At 70.7% G+C, this 23,358-nt stretch carries 19 protein-coding genes; 5 read left to right on the top strand and 14 right to left on the bottom strand.

From position 1 onward, the window contains the following. Positions 1 to 152: 152 nt before the first annotated feature. From ACH4YP_RS41370 to bldG, 5 genes are all read right to left on the bottom strand, one after another. A complete protein-coding gene (locus ACH4YP_RS41370; protein WP_398496310.1) occupies positions 153 to 743 on the bottom strand; it encodes a small secreted protein in 591 nt (196 codons plus the stop codon). A 215-nt stretch (positions 744 to 958) separates the two neighbouring features. Further along, complete coding sequence (locus ACH4YP_RS41365; protein ID WP_398496309.1) at positions 959 to 3,364, bottom strand: sodium-translocating pyrophosphatase; 2,406 nt, start codon at positions 3,362 to 3,364, stop codon at positions 959 to 961. Between the two features lie 63 nt (positions 3,365 to 3,427). Next, positions 3,428 to 3,646, bottom strand: a complete 219-nt coding sequence (locus tag ACH4YP_RS41360) for a hypothetical protein (RefSeq protein ID WP_398496308.1) — start codon at positions 3,644 to 3,646, stop codon at positions 3,428 to 3,430. Between the two features lie 61 nt (positions 3,647 to 3,707). Then, a complete protein-coding gene (locus ACH4YP_RS41355) occupies positions 3,708 to 4,151 on the bottom strand; it encodes an ATP-binding protein (protein WP_143640318.1) in 444 nt (147 codons plus the stop codon). Between the two features lie 150 nt (positions 4,152 to 4,301). After that, positions 4,302 to 4,643 (bottom strand): anti-sigma factor antagonist BldG, encoded by a 342-nt coding sequence (bldG, locus tag ACH4YP_RS41350; protein ID WP_003975386.1) that lies wholly within the window; start codon positions 4,641 to 4,643, stop codon positions 4,302 to 4,304. 80 nt (positions 4,644 to 4,723) lie between these two features. On the opposite strand from bldG, the gene ACH4YP_RS41345 reads away from it, so the two are divergent. Beyond that, complete coding sequence (locus ACH4YP_RS41345; protein ID WP_398496306.1) at positions 4,724 to 7,192, top strand: DEAD/DEAH box helicase; 2,469 nt, start codon at positions 4,724 to 4,726, stop codon at positions 7,190 to 7,192. A gap of 9 nt (positions 7,193 to 7,201) precedes the next feature. Here the strand turns inward: ACH4YP_RS41345 and ACH4YP_RS41340 are convergent, their stop codons facing one another. The 7 genes from ACH4YP_RS41340 to ssd all read right to left on the bottom strand — a co-directional run bounded on the left by ACH4YP_RS41340 (position 7,202) and on the right by ssd (position 12,894). Further along, positions 7,202 to 7,681, bottom strand: a complete 480-nt coding sequence (locus ACH4YP_RS41340) for an Rv3654c family TadE-like protein (protein WP_361070626.1) — start codon at positions 7,679 to 7,681, stop codon at positions 7,202 to 7,204. Positions 7,682 to 7,800: 119 nt separating this feature from the next. After that, the gene (locus tag ACH4YP_RS41335; protein ID WP_361070638.1) at positions 7,801 to 8,151 is read right to left on the bottom strand and encodes a TadE family type IV pilus minor pilin; all 351 of its coding nucleotides are present in this window, start codon (positions 8,149 to 8,151) and stop codon (positions 7,801 to 7,803) included. 34 nt (positions 8,152 to 8,185) lie between these two features. Next, a complete protein-coding gene (locus ACH4YP_RS41330; protein ID WP_361070624.1) occupies positions 8,186 to 8,410 on the bottom strand; it encodes a DUF4244 domain-containing protein in 225 nt (74 codons plus the stop codon). Positions 8,411 to 8,548: 138 nt separating this feature from the next. Beyond that, positions 8,549 to 9,361 (bottom strand): type II secretion system F family protein, encoded by an 813-nt coding sequence (locus ACH4YP_RS41325; protein WP_398496303.1) that lies wholly within the window; start codon positions 9,359 to 9,361, stop codon positions 8,549 to 8,551. Beyond that, positions 9,358 to 10,191, bottom strand: a complete 834-nt coding sequence (locus tag ACH4YP_RS41320; RefSeq protein WP_398496430.1) for a type II secretion system F family protein — start codon at positions 10,189 to 10,191, stop codon at positions 9,358 to 9,360. The genes ACH4YP_RS41325 and ACH4YP_RS41320 overlap by 4 nt, the downstream gene beginning before the upstream one ends. 25 nt (positions 10,192 to 10,216) lie before the next feature. Continuing rightward, the gene (locus tag ACH4YP_RS41315) at positions 10,217 to 11,713 is read right to left on the bottom strand and encodes a TadA family conjugal transfer-associated ATPase (RefSeq protein WP_398496428.1); all 1,497 of its coding nucleotides are present in this window, start codon (positions 11,711 to 11,713) and stop codon (positions 10,217 to 10,219) included. A 77-nt stretch (positions 11,714 to 11,790) separates the two neighbouring features. After that, positions 11,791 to 12,894 carry a septum site-determining protein Ssd gene (gene ssd / locus ACH4YP_RS41310; protein ID WP_398496301.1) on the bottom strand — a complete coding sequence of 368 codons (1,104 nt, stop codon included), beginning with the start codon at positions 12,892 to 12,894 and terminating at the stop codon, positions 11,791 to 11,793. Between the two features lie 594 nt (positions 12,895 to 13,488). Here ssd and ACH4YP_RS41305 point away from each other — a divergent pair. After that, positions 13,489 to 14,313 (top strand): HAD-IB family hydrolase, encoded by an 825-nt coding sequence (locus ACH4YP_RS41305; RefSeq protein ID WP_361070616.1) that lies wholly within the window; start codon positions 13,489 to 13,491, stop codon positions 14,311 to 14,313. Positions 14,314 to 14,737: 424 nt separating this feature from the next. Here ACH4YP_RS41305 and ACH4YP_RS41300 read toward each other — a convergent pair whose 3' ends face one another. Next, positions 14,738 to 15,589, bottom strand: a complete 852-nt coding sequence (locus ACH4YP_RS41300) for an oxidoreductase (protein WP_398496299.1) — start codon at positions 15,587 to 15,589, stop codon at positions 14,738 to 14,740. Between the two features lie 94 nt (positions 15,590 to 15,683). Between ACH4YP_RS41300 and ACH4YP_RS41295 the strand changes: the two genes are divergently transcribed. Next, positions 15,684 to 16,670, top strand: a complete 987-nt coding sequence (locus tag ACH4YP_RS41295; protein WP_398496298.1) for an ATP-binding protein — start codon at positions 15,684 to 15,686, stop codon at positions 16,668 to 16,670. A gap of 168 nt (positions 16,671 to 16,838) precedes the next feature. Here the strand turns inward: ACH4YP_RS41295 and ACH4YP_RS41290 are convergent, their stop codons facing one another. Beyond that, the gene (locus ACH4YP_RS41290; RefSeq protein ID WP_398496296.1) at positions 16,839 to 18,152 is read right to left on the bottom strand and encodes a hypothetical protein; all 1,314 of its coding nucleotides are present in this window, start codon (positions 18,150 to 18,152) and stop codon (positions 16,839 to 16,841) included. 325 nt (positions 18,153 to 18,477) lie between these two features. Here ACH4YP_RS41290 and ACH4YP_RS41285 point away from each other — a divergent pair, with 325 nt between their 5' ends. Together ACH4YP_RS41285 and acs are read left to right on the top strand one after the other, a co-directional pair. After that, positions 18,478 to 20,850, top strand: a complete 2,373-nt coding sequence (locus ACH4YP_RS41285) for a SulP family inorganic anion transporter (protein WP_361070606.1) — start codon at positions 18,478 to 18,480, stop codon at positions 20,848 to 20,850. Between the two features lie 387 nt (positions 20,851 to 21,237). Further along, positions 21,238 to 23,193, top strand: coding sequence for an acetate--CoA ligase (gene acs, locus ACH4YP_RS41280; RefSeq protein ID WP_361060941.1), 1,956 nt, complete (start codon positions 21,238 to 21,240; stop codon positions 23,191 to 23,193). Positions 23,194 to 23,358 lie beyond the last annotated feature (165 nt).

Here is a 23,358-nt window from a genome sequence, read left to right as displayed (position 1 = left end):
GGACCGGCCGGGCAGCCCGATCGGCTGGACGGCCGGAGTCCGCGTCCGCGGGCGGTGTCCGTGGAGACAGGCCGAGGGCCCGGTACGCGTGCGCGTACCGGGCCCTCTTTCGGTTGACGAACGATCGATGCCCCAGGGTGGGGTCTCGCTCCTCAGGCCTTGTTCGCCGACGGCGACGTGGAGGCGGACTTGCAGCTCTCCTGCTTGGCCATCGCCTTGCCCACGTCACCCTCCTCCAGCTTCTTGAGGGCGTCGTTGCCGCTCTGGCTGAGCTTGTCGAGCTGGGTGGCGATCCCCTTGAGACCGTCGGCGAACTTCGCCTGGTCCTTCGTGTCGAGGCCGTCGACCTGCTTCTTGAGGTCGGCGTACGACGAGGAGATGGTGTTGAGCTCCGTGACGGCGTCCTTCTGCTTCTTCTCGCCGTCGTCGACGTCGGGCGCCCCGGCCTTGTTCACGGCGGCACCGATCGCCTTGTAGGCGTCGGACATGTCCTGGAAGGCCTTCGAGTCGGTCTTCTGGACGTCCGCCGGGGTGCTGTTGTCCGAGGTCTGCTTCTGGATCGCGGTATTGGCGGCCTCGATCTTCACCGCCTGCGGCTGCACCGCGTCACACACCTGCTTGGCCCAGGAGTTCAGCTTGTCGCTGTTGTCGTCACTGTTGCATCCCGACAGCGCCAGTACCAGTACCGCACCGCCGGACAGTGCGGCCGCGAGCTTCTTGTTCACCGGATTGGTCCCTTCCATGGCTCTCGGCCCCGGAACATACACGCCAAGTGGGCGACACCAGCGTGACGAAGGTCCACTTCATCCGTTATTGAAGCCATTTGCACCAAGCGAGATAAGGCTCACGAACAGGGCGTGGACACACACGGGCGGGCGGACGGCACGTCAATACGCGCCGTCCGCCCGCCCGTTGAGCGGAGCCCTACCGGGCTATGACCCGGCCGGTTGTCCGATGGCTACGAAACCACCGCCGGATCCACCGACTTGGCCACCCGCTCGGAGTTGCCTTCGTCACCCACGGCGATGCCTCGCCGCTTGGACACGTACACCGCGCCCACGATGACGGCGAACGAGAGCACCGCGATGAGAACCCGCATGCCCACGCTCTTGTCCTCGCCGTAGCTGAATTTGACCACCGCGGGCGCGATGAGCAGCGCCACCAGGTTCATCACCTTCAGGAGAGGGTTGATCGCCGGCCCCGCGGTGTCCTTGAAGGGGTCGCCGATCGTGTCGCCGATCACCGTCGCGGCATGGGCCTCGCTGCCCTTGCCGCCGTGGTGGCCGTCCTCGACGAGTTTCTTCGCGTTGTCCCACGCGCCACCGGAGTTGGCGAGGAACACCGCCATCAGCGTGCCGGTGCCGATGGCGCCCGCGAGGAACGAGCCGAGCGCGCCGACCCCGAGCGTGAAGCCGATCGCGATCGGCGTCAGTACGGCAAGCAGCCCCGGTGTGGTCAGCTCGCGCAGCGCGTCCTTGGTGCAGATGTCGACGACGCGCCCGTACTCGGGCTTCTCGGTGTAGTCCATGATCCCGGGGTGCTCGCGGAACTGCCGCCGCACCTCGTAGACCACGGCCCCGGCGGAGCGCGAGACCGCGTTGATCGCCAGCCCCGAGAAGAGGAAGACGACCGCGGCGCCCGCGATGAGCCCGACCAGGTTGTTGGGCTGTGAGATGTCCATCATCAGGTTCATGGGCGCGCCAGGCCCTGAGACCTTCTCGCCCACTTCGTTCGCGGCCGTGAGGATCGCGTCGCGGTACGAGCCGAAGAGCGCCGCCGCCGCCAGTACCGCGGTCGCGATGGCGATGCCCTTGGTGATGGCCTTGGTGGTGTTGCCGACGGCGTCCAGGTCGGTGAGCACCTGCGCGCCCGCGCCCTCGACGTCGCCGGACATCTCGGCGATGCCCTGCGCGTTGTCGGAGACCGGACCGAAGGTGTCCATGGCGACGATGACGCCGACCGTGGTGAGCAGGCCGGTACCGGCCAGGGCCACCGCGAAGAGCGCCAGCATGATGGACGTACCGCCGAGCAGGAAGGCCCCGTATACGCCGAGGCCGATCAACAGGGCGGTGTAGACGGCCGATTCGAGACCGAGCGAGATACCGGCGAGGACGACGGTGGCCGGGCCGGTCAGCGAGGTCTTGCCGATGTCCCGTACGGGACGCCGGGTGGTCTCCGTGAAGTAGCCGGTGAGCTGCTGGATCAGCGCGGCCAGGACGATGCCGATGGCGACCGCGACGAGCGCGAGGAACCGCGGGTCGCCGGCGTGACCGAGGATGGCCTCGTCCGTGACACCGTCCAGATCGGCGTACGAGGACGGCAGATAGGCGAAGACCGCCGCCGCGACGAGCGCCAGCGAGATCGCCGCGGAGATGAAGAACCCGCGGTTGATGGCGCTCATCCCGCTGCGGTCCGAACGGCGCGGAGCCACGGCGAAGATGCCGATCATCGCGGTGAGTACGCCGATCGCGGGCACGATCAGCGGGAAGGCGAGCCCGGAGTCGCCGAACGCCGCCTTGCCGAGGATCAGCGCGGCGACGAGCGTGACGGCGTACGACTCGAAGAGGTCGGCGGCCATGCCCGCACAGTCGCCGACGTTGTCGCCCACGTTGTCCGCGATGGTCGCGGCATTGCGCGGGTCGTCCTCCGGAATGCCCTGCTCGACCTTGCCGACCAGGTCGGCGCCGACGTCGGCGGCCTTGGTGAAGATGCCACCGCCGACACGCATGAACATGGCGATCAGCGCGGCACCGAGCCCGAAGCCCTCCAGGACCTTGGGCGCGTCGGCCGCGTAGACGAGAACCACACAGGACGCACCAAGGAGTCCGAGCCCCACGGTGAACATGCCGACGACGCCGCCCGTGCGGAAAGCGATCTTCATGGCTTTGTGCGAGACGGCGGTGAGATCCTTTTCGGGCTCACCTTCCGCCGGAGTCGCTTCCCGTGCCGCGGCGGCCACGCGGACATTACTGCGCACGGCGAGCCACATGCCGATATAGCCGGTGGTCGCCGAGAACGCCGCGCCGATCAAGAAGAAGACCGATCGTCCGGCGCGCTGATTCCAGTCGTCCGCGGGCAGCAGCATGAGCAGGAAGAACACCACGACGGCGAAAACGCCGAGCGTGCGCATCTGACGCCCCAGGTAGGCATTCGCGCCCTCCTGGATCGCCACCGCGATCTCCTTCATGCTCTCGGTGCCCTCGCCCGCCGCGAGTACCTGGCGTACCAGGACCCCGGCGACGACAAGCGCCGCAAGGGCGACGGCCGCGATGACCATCACGATGAGACGGTTGTCGTCGGTCAGTACTGCGGCTGCGAAGGTTGTGGGTTGGTCAAACTGATGAGGGGAAGACAGCCCCGCCATTCGTCCTCCTTGACGCTTGGACCGAGCTCAAGATGTGGACGGATTGTAGGTACCGGAACCTGATCAAAACAGTGCGCGGTAAGTGGAATCAGCCTTCACATGCTCTTCAGCAAATGATCCACGTACCGCTACGGAACCCGAAAGCGGTAATGCCTCAAAAGCATTGACGCGTGATCCATTGGCGCCCGGCGTGGCGAAAAGCCGATCGTATTGTTGATCGTAATCCAGATAGTGAATTGATTCACGAAAACGCGGGGCTTGATCAGAAAAGGAAGCAGACATGCGAAAGGGCCCTGCTCAGCAGGGCCCTTTCGCACATGTTGGGGCAGTACCAGGGGGCGGATCAGGGAACGAGCGCAGCCGGCGGCGTGGTGGGCCAGCTCATCCTGATCAGGCCGCCGTTCTCACCGGCGGTCACTTCGACGTCGTCGACGAGGCCGCTGATGACCGCGAGGCCCATCTCGTCCTCCTCGGTCTCAACGTCCACGCCGTTGGCTCCGCCATGGGCGCCCGGCGTCTTGTCGCCGGGAACCGTGTGCGGGGCCTCGTCGCCGACCTCGATGGAGAACTGCTTCTCCTCCTCGATCAGCGACACCCGCACCGGCGCCGAGATTCCGCCACTCTGGTGCAGGCCGACGGCCCGGGTGCAGGCTTCGCCGACGGCGAGCCTGACCTCATCGAGAACGGCCTCGTCCACTCCGGCCCTGCGCGCCACCGCTGCCGCCACCAGACGGGCGGTCCTGACGTGCTCGGGCAGCGCGCTGAAGCGGAGTTCAACGGTGGCCATGCATCCCCCTCGGAACTACGGGCGTGCGGTCGGGGGGCCGGGTCGCCGAGACCCGGCCCCCCTCCATTGACTTCTGCCTCCCGGACACGGCCCGGGATCCGGCTGTCGGCCGCTGACCGGCCAGTCAGGGACGGGCCGGTCCACGGCCGGTCAGTCGGTGGCCGCCACCGCTTCCTCGACCGAGGTGTGGATCGGGAACACCTTGGTGAGGCCGGTGATGCGGAAGATCTTCAGAATGCGCTCCTGATTGCAGACGAGCCGGAGCGAACCCTCATGGGCACGCACCCGCTTCAGGCCGCCGACCAGAACGCCGAGCCCGGTGGAGTCGAGGAAGTCCACGCCCTCCATGTCTACGACGAGGTGAAAACTGCCGTCGTTCACCAGCTCGACCAACTGCTCGCGCAGCTTGGGCGCGGTATATACATCGATTTCGCCACCGACCTCGACGACCGTACGATCGCCGACGGTACGGGTCGACAGGGACAGGTCCACGGATCCTCCAGCACCTTGCTATCGAGCGGTCATCCCAAGGGACACCTCGGCAGAGCCCCCGGGACGGTTCGCCAGCCGCGATGGCATTCAATCACTTACCGGCAGGCGTGCACGACGCCTTGGGTCCATTGTCCGTCATGCCAGTGACACACTCGATGCCGATGGCCAAGAATCACCGATCCGATCGAACCTCGACGGACACCGCATCCCGCCCCTCGCCGGGCGAGATCCTGGACCGGCTCGCCTCGGGGCCGAGCCGGGCTTCGCGCATCACTCATACGGAGCACTTGCCCCCACGTGAGGGTCGTCATGCCGTGTGGCCCGACCGGATCCGCGCGGAGGTCATCGCCGCGGTGCAGTCAGCGGGAATCGAACATCCCTGGGCCCACCAGGCACTCGCCGCCGAGCACGCCCTGGACGGCGACTCGGTGATCGTCTCCACGGGCACGGCCTCCGGGAAGTCCCTCGCGTATCTCGTCCCGGTCCTGTCGACGCTCCTCGACGGCTCCGAGGCCCCGAACGGCCGTGGCGCGACCGCGCTGTACCTCGCTCCGACGAAGGCACTGGCGGCCGACCAGCGCCGATCTGTGAAGGAACTTTCACAACCTCTGGGCAATGCCGTACGCTCCGCCGTCTACGACGGCGACACACCCGTCGAAGAGCGCGAATGGGTACGCCAGTACGCCAACTACGTCCTCACCAACCCCGACATGCTGCACCGCGGGATACTTCCGTCACACCCCCGCTGGTCCTCCTTCCTGCGCGCCCTGCGCTATGTCGTCATCGACGAATGTCACACCTACCGGGGCGTCTTCGGGTCCCATGTCGCCCAAGTGCTGCGCCGGCTGCGCCGCCTGTGCGCCCGTTACGGCTCCTCTCCCGTCTTCCTGATGGCCTCGGCCACCGCCGCCGAGCCCTCGGTCGCCGCCTCCCGTCTCACCGGCCTGCCCGTACTGGAGGTCGCCGACGACGCCTCACCCCGCGGTGAACTGGTGTTCGCCCTCTGGGAACCGCCCCTCACCGAACTCCACGGCGAGAAGGGCGCGCCCGTCCGCCGAACCGCCACCGCCGAGACCGCCGACCTCCTCACCGACCTGACCGTGCAGGGTGTCCGCTCGGTCGCCTTCGTACGGTCGCGACGCGGCGCCGAGCTGATCTCGGTGATCGCCCAGGAACGCCTCTCGGAGATCGACCGCTCGCTGGCCCGCCGCGTGGCCGCCTACCGCGGCGGCTACCTCCCCGAGGAACGCCGCGCCCTGGAACAGGCCCTCCACTCCGGCGAACTCCTCGGCCTCGCCGCCACCACCGCCCTCGAACTCGGCATCGACGTCTCCGGACTGGACGCCGTCGTCATCGCCGGCTACCCGGGCACCCGGGCCTCCCTGTGGCAGCAGGCGGGCCGCGCCGGTCGCTCCGGGCAGGGGGCGCTGGCGATCCTGGTCGCCCGCGACGACCCGCTGGACACGTTCCTCGTCCACCACCCCGAGGCCCTGTTCGACCAGCCGGTGGAATCCACCGTCCTCGACCCCGACAACCCGTACGTCCTGGCGCCCCACTTGTGCGCCGCGGCCGCCGAACTTCCGCTGACCGAGGACGACTTGCCCCTCTTCGGCCCCGCCACCGCCGAGCTGCTGCCGCAGTTGGAGGCCGCGAAGCTGCTGCGCCGCCGTACGAAGTCATGGCACTGGACCCGCCGGGAACGGGCCGCCGATCTGGCCGACATCCGCGGCGGGGGCGGCAGCCCCGTACAGATCGTGGAGGCCGTTTCCGGGCGCCTGCTGGGCACGGTCGACGCGGCGGCCGCGCACACCACCGTCCACGAGGGCGCCGTCCACCTCCACCAGGGCCGTACGTACCTGGTGAAGGAGCTCCACCTGGACGACTCCGTCGCCCTGGTCGAGGAGGCCAACCCCCCGTATTCGACGGTCGCCCGCGACACCACCACCATCTCCGTCCTGGAGACGGACGTCGAAGTCCCCTGGGGCGACGGCCGGTTGTGTTACGGCTCCGTCGAAGTCACCAACCAGGTCGTCTCCTTCCTGCGTCGTCGTGTCATCACCGGCGAGGTGCTCGGTGAGACCAAACTCGACCTCCCGCCCCGCACCCTCCGCACCCGTGCCGTGTGGTGGACGGTCACCGAGGACCAGCTCGACGCCGCCCGCGTGAACCCCGAGATCCTCGGCGGCGCCCTGCACGCCGCCGAACACGCGTCGATCGGCATGCTGCCGCTCTTCGCCACCTGCGACCGCTGGGACATCGGCGGCGTCTCCGTCCCGCTGCACCCGGACACCCTGCTGCCCACCGTCTTCGTCTACGACGGCCACCCCGGCGGCGCCGGCTTCGCGGAACGCGCCTTCCACACGGCCCGCGAGTGGCTCACCGCCACCCACCAGGCCATCGCCTCCTGCGAGTGCGACGCCGGCTGCCCGTCCTGCATCCAGTCCCCCAAGTGCGGCAACGGCAACGAGCCACTGCACAAACGGGGAGCCGTGCGGTTGCTGACGGTGCTGCTGAAGGGGGCACCGGAGAAGCCGGCCGGGGAGAGCTGAGGCTGAGGGTTACGGCCCCACCTCCTCGACGGCTCGGCCGGACGCTCTGGTCGGCGCCGGAGGTGTGCCGGGACCAGCTGATCCCGGCGGATCCGCCGACCCCGCCGATCCGGGAGGACCGGCCGGAACCACAGGCCCTACGGGCCCTACAGGCCCCGCCGGTCCCGCCCTGGCCCGTACCTCCGCCGTCAACGGTCCCCGTCCCGCCGCGACCGTGACGTCCGAGACCTCGCCCTGGACGGCACACCGCACGACCCGGGTGCCCTGGGCCCGTGCCACCCGCTCCGCCTGCCCGCAGGCCGCCGCCCCACCCTCCATCCAGCGGTCGGCCGCCGCGAGCGCCGCCAAGTCGGCCGCTCCGCCCGCGCGGTGACGGATCACCACCGCCTGGCCCATGGCAAGGACGGCACCGAACACGACGCACAGCACGGCGATCGCACCCACGGTCCAAACGGTCGCCGACCCTCGGTCCGACGCGAAGGCCTTCACGGGGGCCCTGGCGACGGCCCTTGCACGCGCCCGCCCACGCGGACCCGTGCCCACTCGCGCAAGCGCCCTCCCACTCGCTCTCGTAGCGGCCTTCGCACGTGACCGGAGTCCTTCCCTCCTCATCCGCCCGCCCCCACCGTCTCCTCGGCCAGGGCCGCGGCCTCGTGCGTCAGGTCCAGGGTCAGCGCGTCGGGCCCCGGTGTCTTCGCCTCGACCCGTACGTGCACCAGGTCGCCCTCTCTCCGGACGGTGACCCGCGCGCCGCTCGGCGCCGTGTCGCGGGCCGCCGCCAGCACCGTGCCCGGCGGGTCCTGCCTGGCCGCCGCGCGGGCCCCCGCCCTGGCCGCGTCCACGCACTGGATCAGCGCGGCCGCCGCCATCAGCGCCCAGATCAGCGCCATCGCGAACGCGACCAGCACGGGCAGCACCACGGCCGCCTCCGCCGTCACGAAACCCCGGTCCCGGGACATCTCCAGAGGCACGTCCGCACCGGACGCCCCAGCCTCAGAACTGTCCATTGAGCGCCCGCCCCACGATGTCCTGCAGAGCGCCACGCACCTGCCCGCTGGTCAGCACTTCATAGAGCACCACGGCGAACCCCACGGCCGTGATCAACCCCATGGCGTATTCGGAGGTGACCATCCCGGCGTCCCTCCGCGCCTTCCAGTCCCGGCCCGCCAGGACCCACGCCCGCACCGGCCCCAGCACTCGCACTCGTACTCGCCGCATTGCCTTGCTCATCCGAACCCCCGTACAGCTCTGTTCCGTTGACCTTTGAAGTTGGACCTTGGCCCTTCGGCCCCACGGCACTTGGCCGTTCGCCGTTTAGCCGACCTTGATCACTCGTCGTTCACGCCATTCCGTACGTCACCCACCACCCCCACCCAGCACCCCGCCCGCGAGCCCGATCACCACGGGCAGCACGCCGATGGCGATGAAGGCGGGCAGGAAGCACAGCCCCACCGGCGCGGTGACCAGGACACCCGCCCGCCGAGCACGGGCCGTGGCGGTGCGCCCCCACTCCGCGCGGGCGTCGGCGGCGATGCGTGCGACGGGCCCCGCCGCCGGTACCCCGGACTCGCCCGCCCGCTCCAGCAACCGGGCCAGCGCCCGAGCCCCGGGCAAGGCGGCCAATCCCCGCCACGCCTCGGCCGGTTCGCCTCCGAGCCGTACCTCGGCCGCACCCCGCGCCAGGCGCTGCCCCACGGGCCCGTCCAGCGCCTCCCCCACCGCCTGGGCGGCCACAGCGGGACCGGCACCCGCCGCGATACAGGCGGCCAGCAGATCGGCGGCGAGGGGCAGTTGCCGCGTGGCCAGCCCCACGTCGAACTCCTCCACCGGCGCCGGTCTCCGCTGCCACCGCCACATCCCGAAGCCGGCAACCAGCCCGACCACGACCCCGGTCGCGCCGCCGACGACGGCCCAACAGACGCTCAGAGCACCGAAGACCGGCAGCCACCGCCTCAGCTCACCGCGCATCTCCAGGCGCCGCCCGCCGGACTCCGACTCCACGGCCGGCCCGGTGCCCACAGCCGCCCCCGTGCCCACGGGCACCACGGCCTTCAACCGCCTTCGCGTTCTCCGCTCCCGCCGCGCCGTACCCAGGGCCCGGGCGAGCGCCCACACCGCCACCACGACGCACAGCTCGACCCCCAGCCTGTGGACAACTTCCGTGCTCATCCCGCCTCCGCTCCCCGTACGATCCGCAGCACCCACCACAGTCCGACGCCCTCCAGGACCCCGCCGACGAACAGACAGCCCAGCCCCGCGCCGGTGTGCAGCACGACATGGAGCGGATCGGCGTCGAGCGCGGTGCCGAGGAGCAGTCCGAGCACCGGCAGTCCCGCCAGCAGGACCGCTGTGGACCGTGCCCCGGCCAACTGGGCACGCAGGTCGGCCCGTTGGTCCCGCTCCGCGCGCAACGCGCCCTCCAGCCGGTCGAGCCCGGCCGCGAGTCCGGCGCCCCGGTCCACGGCGACCCGCCAGCACGCGGCGAGGCCCAGCAGTCCTTCGGCTCCCGGTCGTCGTGCCGCGTCGGTGAGCGCGCCGGGCACGTCCCCGCCGAACCGGGCCGCCGCCAGCACCACCGCCTGCGCGCGGCCGAGCCCGCCCGAGTCACGGGACGCGCCGAGCAGGGCCTCACCCGGCTGCCGCCCGGCGCGCACCTCCCCCGCGAGCGCCCCGCACAGCGCGATCACGGCGTCGGCCCGCCGCTCCCGCGCCCGCCGTGCCGCCCCCGCACGCCTGGCCCGTCGGACCAGCGGCACCCCGAGTGCCCCCGCGACGAGCGGCACCACGGACGCCCCGAGCAGGCCGACCACGGCCCCGGCGACCAGAACCCACCACTCGCCCCGCAGCCGGTGCCACCGCCGCAGCCGCTCTCCGGCCCGCACGGCCCGCTCCCACACCGGCGGCCCGACCCCCACCGCACCGCCGCCCGCACACACCAGCCGTGCCCGCCGCGCCCCCGGCCCGCCCATCAGCCAGGCCGCCACACCGGCACACGCCATCGCGGCACTCACGGGCACCGACACCTCACCGACCCCCGTCACAACCCCTCACCCCTCTCGCGGACTTCACCGAATTCCCCGACTTCGCCGATGCCAGACCGCCGCCCCAGGTCCCGGAGGACCCAGGGCGCCCCGAGTCCCCGGAGTCCGCGGCGTCCCCGGAGCCCCAGCCGTCCCCGACGTCCCCGGTGCCGCCGAGCAGCCCCCGCAGCCGCTCCCACCCCCGCTCGTACGTGAAGGCATCCGCGCCCCACCGCAGTGCCGGCACCGTCACCACCAGCCCCGCCGGATCCCGTTCCAGCACATGTACCTCGGCGATCCGCCGCCGCCCGGCCCGGTCGCGTACGAGATGGAGCACCACCGAGAGCGCGGCCGCCACCTGGCTGTGCAGAGCGGCCCGGTCGAGCCCAGCGGCCGTGCCCAGCGCCTCCAGCCGGGCCGGCACTCCCGAGGCCGCGTTGGCGTGGACGGTCCCGCAGCCGCCTTCATGGCCAGTGTTCAGAGCTGCCAGAAGAGCGACTACTTCAGGCCCGCGCACCTCGCCGACGACCAACCGGTCCGGCCGCATCCGCAGGGCCTGGCGCACCAGGTCCTGGAGCGTGACGAGTCCGGCGCCCTCCTGGTTGGCGGGTCTGGATTCCAGCCGTACGACGTGGGGATGGTCGGGGCGCAGCTCCGCCGAGTCCTCGGCGAGCACGATCCGCTCACCCGGCCCGACGAGGCCCAGCAGGGCGCTCAACAGCGTCGTCTTGCCACTGCCCGTACCGCCGCTGATCAGGAAGGACAGCCTCGCGTCGAGCAGCGCCCGCAGCAGCCGGTCCCCGCCCGGCGGTACCGTCCCCGCCGCCACCAGCTCGGAGAGCGTGAAGGCCCGTGGCCGTACGACCCGCAGCGACAGGCATGTCGAGCCGACTGCGACCGGTGGCAGTACCGCGTGCAGACGGGTGCCGTCCGGGAGCCGCGCGTCCACCCAGGGATGCGCGTCGTCGAGCCGCCGCCCGGCCACGGCCGCCAGGCGCTGCGCGAGGCGTCGTACGGCCGCCGCGTCCGGAAAGGAGACGGCCGTCAGCTCCAGGCCGCCGCCCCGGTCCACCCACACCCGGTCGGGCGCCGAGACCAGCACGTCGGTGACCGAGGGATCACCGAGCAGCGGCTCCAGCGGCCCGCTGCCGACCAGCTCCGACCTCAACCTCTCGGCCGCCCCGAGCACTTCGGCGTCCCCGAGCACCCGCCCCTGTTCCCGCAGGGCCTGCGCCACGCGCGCGGGAGTCGGCTCGGCCCCGCTCTCGGCGAGCCACTGCCGGACCCCGTCCAACAGCCCCGTGTCAGAAGCCGCGTTCCCGCCCGCACGCCGACCCGCCGAGCTCGCGTCCCCGGGCCCACTCAGGCCCGTACGCCACCCCGCGAGCCCCACATCCGCAGCCAAACCTCCGCTCGCACGGCGACCCGCAGGCCTCACATCCGCGCCCAGACCCCCGCTCGCCCGGCGACCCGCAGGCCCTTCGTCCAAAGGCAGCCCCATATCCGAAGCCGCCCCCGTACGCCCGCCCGAGACTCCCGCCTGCCCCGCCGCGGCGCCACGCACGCGCGTGCCGCCGCTCATACGCCCCCTCCCGCGACAGCCGTCCGCTCCCAGAACGTCGAGCAGAAGCGGGCCAGCGGCCCCCGGCCGTCAGCGCCGGGCGGGGCTCCTCGCTCCTGGGCCTCCAACAGCCCCGTCTCCACCGGCACTTCGCCGGCCAGTGGGAGCCCGAGCAGTCGGGCGACCTCCCTGTCGTCCAGACCGGGCGCGTACGGTCCGCGCACCACTACGCGCAGGTCCTTCAGGACCATGCCGACCGCGGACGCCACCCGCCCGGCCGCCGCGACGGCGCGCAGTTCGGCGGGGACCACGAGGAGACCCAGGTCCACCTGGGCGAGGGCCTCCGCGACGCCCTCGTCGATCCGGCGCGGCAGGTCCACGACCACCGCCCCGCCTCGCCGCCGGGCAGCGGCCAGCACGGCCCGGACGGCCTCGGGTGCGATCGTGACGCAGTCGCCGCGGTCCCAGCTGAGGATCCGGAGGGCGTGCAGCGAGGGCAGCGACTCCTCCAGGGCGCCGCCGCCGACCCGGCCGTGCGACGCGGCGAAGTCCGGCCAGCGCAGCCCTTCGGCGGCCTCTCCTCCGAGGAGTACATCGAGTCCGCCGCCCAGCGGATCCGCGTCGACGAGGAGCGTGCGCCTGCCCTGGCTCGCCGAGATGACCGCGAGCGCGCAGGCGAGCGTGGAGGACCCGGCACCGCCGCGACCGCCGATCACGCCGACGGTGAGGGCGGGCGGACCGACTCCCTCGGCCACGTCGGCGATCCGGTCGACCAACCATTGTTCGCCATCCGGCAGCAGCAGAACATGGTCGGCGCCGATCTCCACAGCCCTCCGCCAGACCCCGGAATCGTCCTGATCCCGCCCCACCAACACCACGCCGCGTCTGCGCGCGGCCCCTCGCACCCGCCGCGCGGCATCGTCGCCGACGAGCACCAGGGGCGCCGTCTCCCAGCCGCCGCCACGTTCCGGCACCCCGTGGTGGACCTCGGGCCGGGCGCCGGCCGCGGCGCACAGCCGCAGCAGGTCGTCCAGCAGATCCGCGTCCTCCGTGACGATCAACGGTCCGCCCTGCCGCCCCTCGGCGGCCGACAGCCGGTCGTGTGTGATTGCTCCCGCCACGATCTCCAGCCCCCTTCGCTGCTTCCTCGCGGCGCCCCTGCGGCCCCGCGATTCCCGCCCGCGCGAAGAACCGGCAACCGGCCCTCCATATGAACCGCCGATACGAACCGGCCATAGCCGCCGGACAATCGGAACCGGCCATGAACTGCCGCGAGCGGTGCGCGTTGGAATCACGGTGCAGCGATCCAGGAAAACGTGTGGATCTTGGTCGATAACTGTGGACAACTCGATGGTTGTGAATATCGCCTTCACCCAAACCGGTGACCGGCGAGTGACCGATGGGTGATTGTTGTACGACTTCCACAGAGCAGCACAGCGACTACTCAAAGTGACGAATCCTGTGCAGACACAGAGGAACGCCGCAGCCCGCACAACAGGGCCCGGCGTTCGAAAAAGTAAGGTTGAAAACCCACCCGGACATGCGACGACCCCCGCCGGGGGGGAGAGCGGGGGTCGTCCCCACGGTCTGACTCGGGGGGGGAGGAGCCGGACCGGGTTAGCACGGTCGCGAACGATCCGTGACTTCCATGGTGTACCCGAGAGCCCTCTCAGGCAAACCCACGCGCCCCACACTAGCCCGAATGGCGGGCGCATATGCTCGACCCCGTGGAAAACCACTCCTTGCCCCGCACAGCGGCCTTCTTTGACCTGGACAAGACGGTCATTGCGAAGTCGAGCACGCTCACCTTCAGCAAGTCGTTCTACCAAGGCGGTCTGATCAACCGCCGGGCCGTGCTGCGCACCGCATACGCCCAGTTCGTCTTCCTCGCGGGCGGCGCCGACCACGACCAGATGGAGCGGATGCGCGAGTACCTGTCGGCGCTGTGCCGCGGCTGGAACGTCCAACAAGTGAAGGAGATCGTCGCCGAGACCCTTCACGACCTGATCGATCCGATCATCTACGACGAGGCCGCCTCCCTCATCGAGGAGCACCACATCGCCGGCCGGGACGTCGTGATCGTCTCCACGTCGGGGGCGGAGGTCGTCGAACCCATCGGCGAACTGCTCGGCGCGGACCGGGTGGTGGCGACCCGGATGGTCGTGGGCGACGACGGCTGCTTCACCGGCGAGGTGGAGTACTACGCGTACGGCCCGACGAAGGCCGAGGCCGTCAAGGAGCTGGCCGCGTCCGAGGGGTACGACCTCTCGCGCTGCTACGCCTACAGCGACTCGGCGACCGACATCCCGATGCTCGAAGCGGTCGGTCATCCGCACGCCGTGAACCCCGATCGCGCACTGCGCCGCGAGGCCACCGCGCGCGCGTGGCCCATCCTCGACTTCCACCACCCGGTCCGGCTGAAGCAGCGGCTGTCGGTGCCGCCGCGGCCGGCCCTCGTCGCCGCCGCGGCGATAGGAGCGGCGGCCGCCACGGCGGGTCTGGTCTGGTACGCGAACCGCCGGCGCGGCGCAGCCGTGTGATCCACGGACCGCGAGTGCGCCCGATTCACTCCCTTTGATCCTAAAAGTAAAGAAGTACGGCGAGGGGTTCCGCTTCCTCCGGACCAGGAGTACAAAGGGGTTAACGGCCCGCGAGACCAAGGACATCCGAGAGGATTACCTTCAAACGCAACCGAGGCCCCACGGACCGCGCATGAAAACCGGGCACCCACGCGACGTCGACCCGTCGATTACGGGCCAGCCGCACCAGGCGACGGGCAACAGTTCCCGACCTGATGGGCAATATCTCGAGGACGCTTGGTAACCGGGTGGACATGCCAGCGGCGGTACGGATCCCGTACCGCCGCAACCCTGTTCAGGGGAGCTCAAGGGCCAAGGTGTTCAGAGCCCAGGCACTCAGCGACCCAAGCGCTCGGAGACCCCAAACACCCAGGCGCCCGCATACCTACGCGGCCCCTCGCTGAAGCGCCTCGCACACCGCCGTCGACTCCCTGGCGCCGAGTTCGATCGCCTTGCCGCAGTGGGCGATCCAGGTCGCCATCCCCTCCGGAGTACCGAAGACATAGCCTTCGAGGGCCGAGGCGTAGGCCGCGCGGCCCAGTTCCCCGTGACCGACCTCCGCCGGGCAGACGGACTTGGGGTCGAGGCCGCTGCCGACCAGGACGATGCGTTCGGCCGCGCGCGCGACCAGGCCGTTGTGGGACCCGAAGGGGCGCAGCGCGAGGAGTTCGCCGTGCACGATCGCGGCGGTCACCAGGGCGGGCGCGGAACCCCCGGCGATGACCAGCCGCGCGAGGCCGTCGAGACGGCCCTCTACCTCGGCCGCGTCCGGCAGCGGAAGTCCGATCAACGGCGGTCCCGCGGCGACGGCCGCGGCTGTCTCCGTGACGGATTCACCGTCCCGTCGTGGACGCCCGACCGTGTCCCCCTTGTCGGCGGCGGCCACCAGGTGCAGCCGCGCCAGTACCCGAAGGGGCGACTGCCTCCAGATGGACAGGAGTTGGCCCGCCTCGGCGGTCAGCCTGAGCGCGGAGCCCACCACCCGGGCCTCGTCGTCGCCGCTGAAGTCGGCCCGCCGGCGCACCTCTTCGAGCGCCCAGTCGGCACCGGACAGCGCCGCGGAACCGCGCGCGCCGCGCAGCGCCGCCTCCGAGGTGATCGCGTTGCTGCGGCGCCGCATGATGCGGTGCCCGTAGACCCGGTCCACGGCCTTGCGCACGGACTCCACGGATTCGGCCACGCCGGGCAGCGACCCCAGCGCCGCGAGCGGGTCGGCGTTCCCACCTGTCGTACTCATGAGTACGACCCTACGCACACCAGGCCCGCGCCCCACTAATGAGTGGTCTTCTTCACGTGTGGCGGCCCCCGGACGCCATCTCGCCGGTACCTTAATGAACATGAAAATTGCTTTCGTTGGGAAGGGCGGCAGCGGCAAGACCACCCTGTCCTCGCTCTTCGTGCGCCACCTCGCGTCCACCGGATCGCCCGTCGTCGCGGTGGACGCCGACATCAACCAGCACCTCGGACCCGCGCTCGGCCTCGACGACACGGAGGCCCAGCGGCTGCCCGCCATGGGCGACCGGCTCGCGCTCATCAAGGACTACCTCCGCGGTTCCAACCCGCGCATCACGTCCGCCGAGACGATGATCAAGACGACCCCGCCCGGCGAGGGCTCCCGGCTGCTGCGGGTGTGCGAGGACAATCCGGTGTACGAGGCCTGCGCGCGGCCGGTGGAACTCGACGGAGGCGCCGTCCGTTTGATGGTCACCGGCCCGTTCACCGAGGCCGACCTGGGAGTGTCCTGCTACCACTCCAAGACCGGTGCAGTGGAGCTCTGCCTGAACCATCTCGTCGATGGCCAGAGCGAGTACATCGTCGTCGACATGACGGCGGGCTCGGACTCCTTCGCGTCCGGCATGTTCACCCGTTTCGACATCACGTTCCTCGTCGCCGAGCCGACCCGGAAGGGAGTCTCCGTCTACCGCCAGTACAAGGAGTACGCGCGCGACTTCGGCGTCACCCTGAAGGTCGTCGGCAACAAGGTCCAGGGGCAGGACGACATCGACTTCCTCAGGGGCGAGGTCGGCGACGACCTGCTGCTGACGGTCGGTCACTCGGACTGGGTGCGCGCCATGGAGAAGGGCCGCCCGCCCAGGTTCGAGCAGTTGGAGGACGGCAACCTCCGTGCGCTGCGCGCTCTCCAGGCCGCGGCCGACGCCACGTACGAGCAGCGCGACTGGGAGCGCTACACCCGCCAGATGGTCCACTTCCACCTGAAGAACGCCCAGTCCTGGGGCAACGAACGAACGGGCGCCGACCTGGCCGCCCAGGTCGACCCCGAGTTCGTCCTGCGCGAGGCCGAGGCCGCCAGGGCCTGAGCCTCACGCCGTACGGCCGGGCGCCGCTCCCCCGTGCCCGCCCGACCGACCGACCAACCGTCTGCCCGCCCAGCCGGACGGTCCCCGTGCCGGCCCGGTGCGCCCGCAACACCCGGCCGGCGCGTGCCGACCACTCACGCCCGCCCACCTCGCTCACCCCGGCCAGGGCTACCGCTTGACCGCCGGTGCCCCCGGGACGCCCTTCGGGGCCGGGGCGGGCTGCTCGGAGAGGAGTGCCGAGGACGGGTGCTCGGAGAGGAACGACGTCCAGCCGCCCTTCGGGTCCTCGCCCACCTTGAGGGTGCGGAGCCTTTCCAGGGTCTTCGGGTCCTGGATGTCGAGCCAGTCGGCGAGTTGACGGAAGGAGACACAGCGCACCTCGGGCTTGGTGCAGACGCGCTCAATGGTCTCCTGGACGGCGCGCATGTACGTGCCGCCGTTCCAGGACTCGAAGTGGTTGCCGATGATCAGGGGCGCGCGGTTTCCCTTGTAGGCGCGGGAGAAGCCCTTGAGCAGGCCGTCCCTCATCTGGTCGCCCCAGTACTCGTGCTTGGCCGGGTTGCCCCGGGTGGTGGCGCCCGACTGGTTGACCAGGAAGTTGTAGTCCATGGTCAACGTCTCGAAGGCACGCCCCGGGACGGGGACGAGCTGCATCGACAGGTCCCACAGGCCCTTCTCCTTCTTGGGCCAGACCTGGTTGTTGACGCCGCTGGTGTCGTAGCGGAAGCCCAGCTCCCGCGCTGCGCGCATGAAGTTCTTCCGCCCCTCCAGGCAGGGAGTGCGGGCGCCGATGAGTTCCTTGTCGTAGTCGAAGGGCAGCGGGGAGGCCTTCGTCGTACCCGTGGTGCTCTTCCAGGATTTGACGAACAACTTGGCCTGGGCGATCTCGTCCTTCCACTCCTCGACCGACCACTGGCCCACACCGCCCCCGCCGCCGCAGAAGTGGCCGTTGAAGTGCGTGCCGATCTCGTTGCCCTCCAGCCAGGCGCCGCGCAGTTGCCGCACGGTGTCCTTGATGCCCTGCTCGTCATTGAAGCCGATGTCGGAGCGGCCCGGTGAGTGCTGCGGCGGCCGGTACAGCTCACGCTTCGCCTCCGGAAGCATGTACACACCGCTCAGGAAGTACGTCATCGTCGCGTTGTTGGCCTTGGCCACCTTGCGGAAGTGCGAGAACAGCCGCTGGCTGTCCTCGCCGGCCCCGTCCCAGGAGAAGACCACGAACTGGGGCGGTTTCTGACCGGGCTTCAGCCGCTCGGGGCGCGGCAGGTGCGGCTGGGCGCCGGTGAAGGCGGTGGAGCCGTCGCCGATCAGCCGGACCGCGTTCCTGGGTGCCGGGGCGCCCGCGGCCTTCGTCGCGTCGCGGGCGACGTCACCGTGCGCGCCCTTCTCGGCGCCGGTGTCACCGACACCGCAGCCGGCGAGCGCGGCTGCGCAGGCCGCGGCGGCCGTGACACCCGCGACGATCCTCTGAGTGGTGGTCATGTTCCGCCCACCTTCTTCCTTCAGTCGGGCCAAAGCGGAAGGGATTCCGTGCGGTGGAATCCCGGAGAACCCCGAGAAAACGGACAGAAACCGACAGCTATCCCAAGATCGCAGGGGTCCCGGAAGGAATTAGTACGACAAGCCGATCAAAATGATTAATCACTCCCCGGAGTGAATTACTGACCCATTTGCGCTACTTTTTCGCACACGTCCTTTACTCTCCATTACGATTCATTTACCGAGCGTTGAGAAATCCCGCCGCTGTACGCCGTGACCCACGGCCGCGCCCCAAGCGACCGCGTAGCCCCGGAGGAAGACGGGAACCATGCCTGCCTGCGTCCCCACCCGCACCGACGACTCATCGCACATGCCGGACGAGGGGCGGCCGCACAGCCCGCCCGAGCCCCGCCGCCGAACCCCCCGGCTCCCCCGCGTCCCCCACATCGCCGGCGCCGATCTGTCCGCATCGATCGCCGTCTTCCTGATCGCCCTTCCGCTGTCCCTGGGCATCGCCCTCGCCACTGGGGCCCCGCTGCAGGCGGGGCTCGTCGCCGCCGCCGCGGGCGGGCTGGTGGCCGGCCGCCTCGGCGGCGCCCCGCTCCAGGTGAGCGGCCCCGCCGCCGGGCTCACGGTGGTCACCGCCGATCTCATCCAGAAGTTCGGCTGGCGTACGACCTGCGCCATCACCGTCCTCGCCGGTCTCGCCCAACTCGGCCTGGGCTTCCTGCGGGTGGCCCGCTCCGCCCTCGCCGTCAGCCCCGCGATCGTGCACGGCATGCTGGCCGGCATCGGCATCACCATCGCCGTCGCCCAGCTGCACATCGTGCTCGGCGGCTCCCCGCGCAGCTCGGTCGTCGCCAACATGCGGGAGCTGCCCGGACAGTTGGCCCACCCCCAGGTGGCGGCGCTGTCGATGAGCGCCCTGACCCTGATCGTCCTGCTGGCCTGGCCCCGGATCCCCGGACGCGTGGGCCGAGCCCTTCGCAAGGTGCCCGCCGCACTCGTCGCCGTCACCGCGGCCACCACGACGGCGGTGCTCGCCGGACTCACCCTGCCCAAGGTCGACCTGCCGTCCTGGCGGAGCCACGCGCTGGCCGGACTGCCCGAGGGGCCTGCGCTCGGGATCACCGCCGCCGTGCTCACCGTCACGCTGGTGTGCAGCGTCCAGTCACTTCTCGGCGCCGTCGCCGTGGACAAGCTCACGGCCGGGCGGCCGACTCAGCAGAAGCGCTCCGACCTCGACCGCGAGCTGCTCGGACAGGGCGCCGCCAACATCGTCTCCGGATCGCTCGGCGGGCTCCCCGTCGCGGGCGTGGCCGTACGCAGCTCGGCGAACGTGCAGGCGGGAGCGGTCAGCCGGAACTCCACGATGCTGCACGGCGTCTGGGTGGTGGTCGCCGCCCTGCTGATGGTCCCGGTCCTGGAGTTCATCCCCCTCGCGGCGCTCGCCGCCCTGGTGATGGCCGTCGGCATCCAGATGGTGTCCCTGCACCACATCCGCACGGTCACCCGTCACCGAGAGGTGCTGGTGTACGCGGTCACGACCCTCGCCGTCGTCGTCCTCGGCGTACTGGAGGGCGTCCTCCTGGGGATCGCCGTGGCCGTCGGAGTCGCCCTGCACCGGCTCACCCGCACCCGGATCACCCACGACGAGGACTCGGCCGGCGTCCACCACGTACGCGTACGCGGGCAGTTGACGTTCCTCGCCGTGCCGCGCCTCAGCCGGACCCTGCATCTCGTGCCCCAGGGAGCCGATGCCGTGGTCGAGCTGGACGGCTCCTTCATGGACCACGCGGCGTACGAGTCGCTGCACGACTGGCAGAGCACGCACCTCGCACAGGGCGGCTCCGTCGAGCTGACCGGACGCACCGGAGCCCGGCTGGCCGCGCCCCACGTCCAGGGAGGCACAGGAGAGACCTCGCACTGCCACTGCCGGCCCTGGACGCCCTGGCGCAACCACCACTGCGAGCGCCCCGAGAGCAGCGCCCCGCAGGCCGGGCGTCGGAGCGGGCACCAACTGGCCAGCGGCATCAGCTCGTTCCAGCGCAACACCGCGCCCCTGGTGCGTGGCGAGCTGGCCAGGCTCGCGCGGGAGGGGCAGCAGCCTTCCCAGCTCTTCCTGACCTGCGCCGACTCCCGGCTGGTCACGTCGATGATCACGTCCAGCGGCCCGGGCGACCTCTTCGTCGTACGGAACGTCGGCAATCTCGTACCGCCCCCGGGCGAGGAGAGCGCCGACGACTCGGTCGCGGCCGCCATCGAGTACGCGGTGGAGGTGCTGCAGGTGCGGTCCATCACCGTGTGCGGGCACTCCGGCTGCGGGGCGATGCAGGCGCTGATGAACACCGAACCGGGCGGCGCGCAGACGCCGTTGAAGCGGTGGCTGCGGCACGGGCTGCCAAGTCTGGAGCGGATGGCCGCCAAGGACCGGCCCTGGACGCGCATCGCCGGACGGGCACCGGCCGACGCCGTCGAGCAGCTCTGTCTGACCAACGTGGTGCAGCAGTTGGAGCATCTGCGGGCGCACGACTCCGTGGCGCGGGCGCTGCAGGAGGGCGCACTCGAACTGCACGGCATGTACTTCCACGTGGGCGAGGCCCAGGCCTATCTCCTCACGGAGCGCGCTCATCACGAGGAGCCGGACGGCGAGGTCTTCGACCGGGTCGCGGCGACGGCACTGCACGACACACCTGTCTGAAAAGTCACACCCGCCCGAACCACCCGTTCCAGAAACCCCGCCGAGCCCACGATGCTGTTGGCGAATCCGTGCGGCGAAGCAACTGTCGCGTGAGTCCCGGCGGCACGCCGCGTTCACGGCGTGTCGCCGGGACTCACCGCCCACTTACCGGGGCCCGCCCCGACCCCTCCCACGGGGCCGCCCCGCTCGCGAGCCTGAACCGCGCTCCTTTCCCGTCCGTGGGAACGTATGGCCCCCCGTGTCCGCGGGAGGCCGCACGCGCACATGATCCCGCCCACAGGTCTAAACCAATTTTCGGACGGCCCTTGTCACCAGGGGTCCCCGTCTGATGAGCTGTGGCCTGGGACACAACGGTCGCCCCTGGCACAGCACCGCAAGGGAGATGTCGTGAGCAACGAAAGCCTGGCCAACCTGCTGAAGGAAGAGCGCAGGTTCGCGCCGCCCGCCGACCTGGCCGCGAACGCCAACGTCACCGCGGAGGCGTATGAGCAGGCCAAGGCTGACAGGCTCGGCTTCTGGGCCGCGCAGGCCCGTCGGCTGACCTGGGCCACCGAGCCGACCGAGACCCTGGACTGGTCCAACCCGCCGTTCGCCAAGTGGTTCAAGGACGGCAAGCTCAACGTCGCGTACAACTGCGTGGACCGCCACGTCGAGGCCGGGAACGGCGACCGGGTCGCCATCCACTTCGAGGGCGAGCCCGGTGACGGCCGCGCCATCACCTACGCCGAGCTGAAGGACGAGGTCTCCCGGGCGGCGAACGCCCTCACCGAGCTCGGAGTCGGGAAGGGCGACCGGGTCGCCATCTACCTGCCGATGATTCCCGAGGCCGTCGTCTCGATGCTGGCCTGCGCCCGCATCGGCGCCGCGCACTCCGTGGTCTTCGGCGGCTTCTCGGCCGACGCGATCGCCACCCGCATCCAGGACGCCGACGCCAAGCTGGTCATCACCTCGGACGGCGGCTACCGCCGGGGCAAGCCCTCCGCGCTCAAGCCGGCGGTCGACGAGGCGGTCTCCCGGGTCGACGGCGTGGACAAGGTCCTCGTCGTCCGCCGTACGGGCCAGGAGGTCGCGTGGACCGAGGGCCGTGACGTCTGGTGGCACGAGATCACGGCCAAGCAGTCCGCCGAGCACACCCCCGAGGCGTTCGACGCCGAGCACCCGCTGTTCATCCTCTACACCTCGGGGACCACGGGTAAGCCGAAGGGCATCCTGCACACCTCCGGCGGCTACCTCACCCAGGCCGCGTACACCCACCACGCCGTCTTCGACCTCAAGCCGGAGACCGACGTCTACTGGTGCACGGCCGACATCGGCTGGGTCACCGGCCACTCGTACATCACGTACGGACCGCTGGCGAACGGCGCGACGCAGGTGATGTACGAGGGCACGCCGGACACCCCGCACCAGGGGCGCTTCTGGGAGATCGTGCAGAAGTACGGCGTGACGATCCTCTACACGGCGCCGACGGCCATTCGTACGTTCATGAAGTGGGGCGACGACATCCCCGCGAAGTTCGATCTCAGCAGCCTGCGGGTGCTGGGGTCCGTCGGTGAGCCGATCAACCCCGAGGCGTGGATCTGGTACCGCAAGCACATCGGCGGCGACCGCACCCCGATCGTGGACACCTGGTGGCAGACCGAGACCGGCGCGATGATGATCTCGCCGCTGCCGGGCGTCACCGAGACCAAGCCCGGCTCCGCGCAGCGGGCGCTGCCCGGTATCGCCGCGACCGTCGTCGACGACGAGGCGCGGGAAGTGCCGGACGGAGGCGGCGGTTACCTCGTGCTCACCGAGCCGTGGCCGTCGATGCTGCGCACCATCTGGGGCGACGACCAGCGGTTCCTCGACACGTACTGGTCGCGCTTCGAGGGCAAGTACTTCGCGGGCGACGGCGCCAAGAAGGACGACGACGGCGACATCTGGCTGCTCGGCCGGGTGGACGACGTGATGCTCGTGTCCGGGCACAACATCTCGACCACCGAGGTCGAGTCGGCGCTCGTCTCGCACCCGTCGGTCGCCGAGGCGGCGGTCGTGGGCGCGGCCGACGAGACGACCGGCCAGGCGATCGTGGCCTTCGTGATCCTGCGGGGTACGGCGTCGGAGACCGAGAGCCTCGTGGGCGACCTGCGCGACCACGTCAGCAAGGCCCTCGGCCCGATCGCCAAGCCGAAGCGGATCCTGCCGGTGGCCGAGCTGCCCAAGACCCGTTCCGGCAAGATCATGCGCCGGCTGCTCCGCGATGTCGCAGAGAACCGTCAGCTCGGTGACGTCACCACGCTCACCGACTCCACGGTGATGGACCTCATCCAGACCAAGCTCCCGTCGGCGTCCAGCGAGGACTGACGCAGGGACGACTGACGTACGGCATGAAGAGGGGCACCCGGCGCCGGACGCGCCGGGTGCCCCTTTCGCTTCTAGTGCTGTGGCCGCGTTGGTTCGCCGGGTCGGCGGTCGTGGCGGTTGGATGTGCGGTGACGTCCGATCCGATCGCTGGAGGAGCGGTGGCCG

The sequence above is a fragment of the Streptomyces sp. NPDC020747 genome (assembly GCF_044334695.1).
Lineage (GTDB): Bacteria > Actinomycetota > Actinomycetes > Streptomycetales > Streptomycetaceae > Streptomyces.
This window is presented reverse-complemented; position numbering and strand designations above follow the sequence as displayed.

Coding starts and splice junctions, on each gene's coding strand:
- ACH4YP_RS41315 (WP_398496428.1), bottom strand. CDS start 11,713: ATGGGGCTGCCTTTGGACGAAGGGCCTGCGGGTCGCCGGGCGAGCGGG.
- ACH4YP_RS41335 (WP_361070638.1), bottom strand. CDS start 8,151: ATGTCCCGGGACCGGGGTTTCGTGACGGCGGAGGCGGCCGTGGTGCTG.
- ACH4YP_RS41345 (WP_398496306.1), top strand. CDS start 4,724: ATGGCATTCAATCACTTACCGGCAGGCGTGCACGACGCCTTGGGTCCA.
- ACH4YP_RS41320 (WP_398496430.1), bottom strand. CDS start 10,191: ATGGCGTGTGCCGGTGTGGCGGCCTGGCTGATGGGCGGGCCGGGGGCG.
- ACH4YP_RS41365 (WP_398496309.1), bottom strand. CDS start 3,364: ATGGCGGGGCTGTCTTCCCCTCATCAGTTTGACCAACCCACAACCTTC.
- ACH4YP_RS41295 (WP_398496298.1), top strand. CDS start 15,684: ATGAACATGAAAATTGCTTTCGTTGGGAAGGGCGGCAGCGGCAAGACC.
- ACH4YP_RS41285 (WP_361070606.1), top strand. CDS start 18,478: ATGCCTGCCTGCGTCCCCACCCGCACCGACGACTCATCGCACATGCCG.
- ACH4YP_RS41330 (WP_361070624.1), bottom strand. CDS start 8,410: ATGCGGCGAGTACGAGTGCGAGTGCTGGGGCCGGTGCGGGCGTGGGTC.
- ACH4YP_RS41325 (WP_398496303.1), bottom strand. CDS start 9,361: ATGAGCACGGAAGTTGTCCACAGGCTGGGGGTCGAGCTGTGCGTCGTG.
- ACH4YP_RS41305 (WP_361070616.1), top strand. CDS start 13,489: ATGCTCGACCCCGTGGAAAACCACTCCTTGCCCCGCACAGCGGCCTTC.
- ACH4YP_RS41355 (WP_143640318.1), bottom strand. CDS start 4,151: ATGGCCACCGTTGAACTCCGCTTCAGCGCGCTGCCCGAGCACGTCAGG.
- ACH4YP_RS41290 (WP_398496296.1), bottom strand. CDS start 18,152: ATGACCACCACTCAGAGGATCGTCGCGGGTGTCACGGCCGCCGCGGCC.
- ACH4YP_RS41370 (WP_398496310.1), bottom strand. CDS start 743: ATGGAAGGGACCAATCCGGTGAACAAGAAGCTCGCGGCCGCACTGTCC.
- ACH4YP_RS41300 (WP_398496299.1), bottom strand. CDS start 15,589: ATGAGTACGACAGGTGGGAACGCCGACCCGCTCGCGGCGCTGGGGTCG.
- ACH4YP_RS41360 (WP_398496308.1), bottom strand. CDS start 3,646: ATGTCTGCTTCCTTTTCTGATCAAGCCCCGCGTTTTCGTGAATCAATT.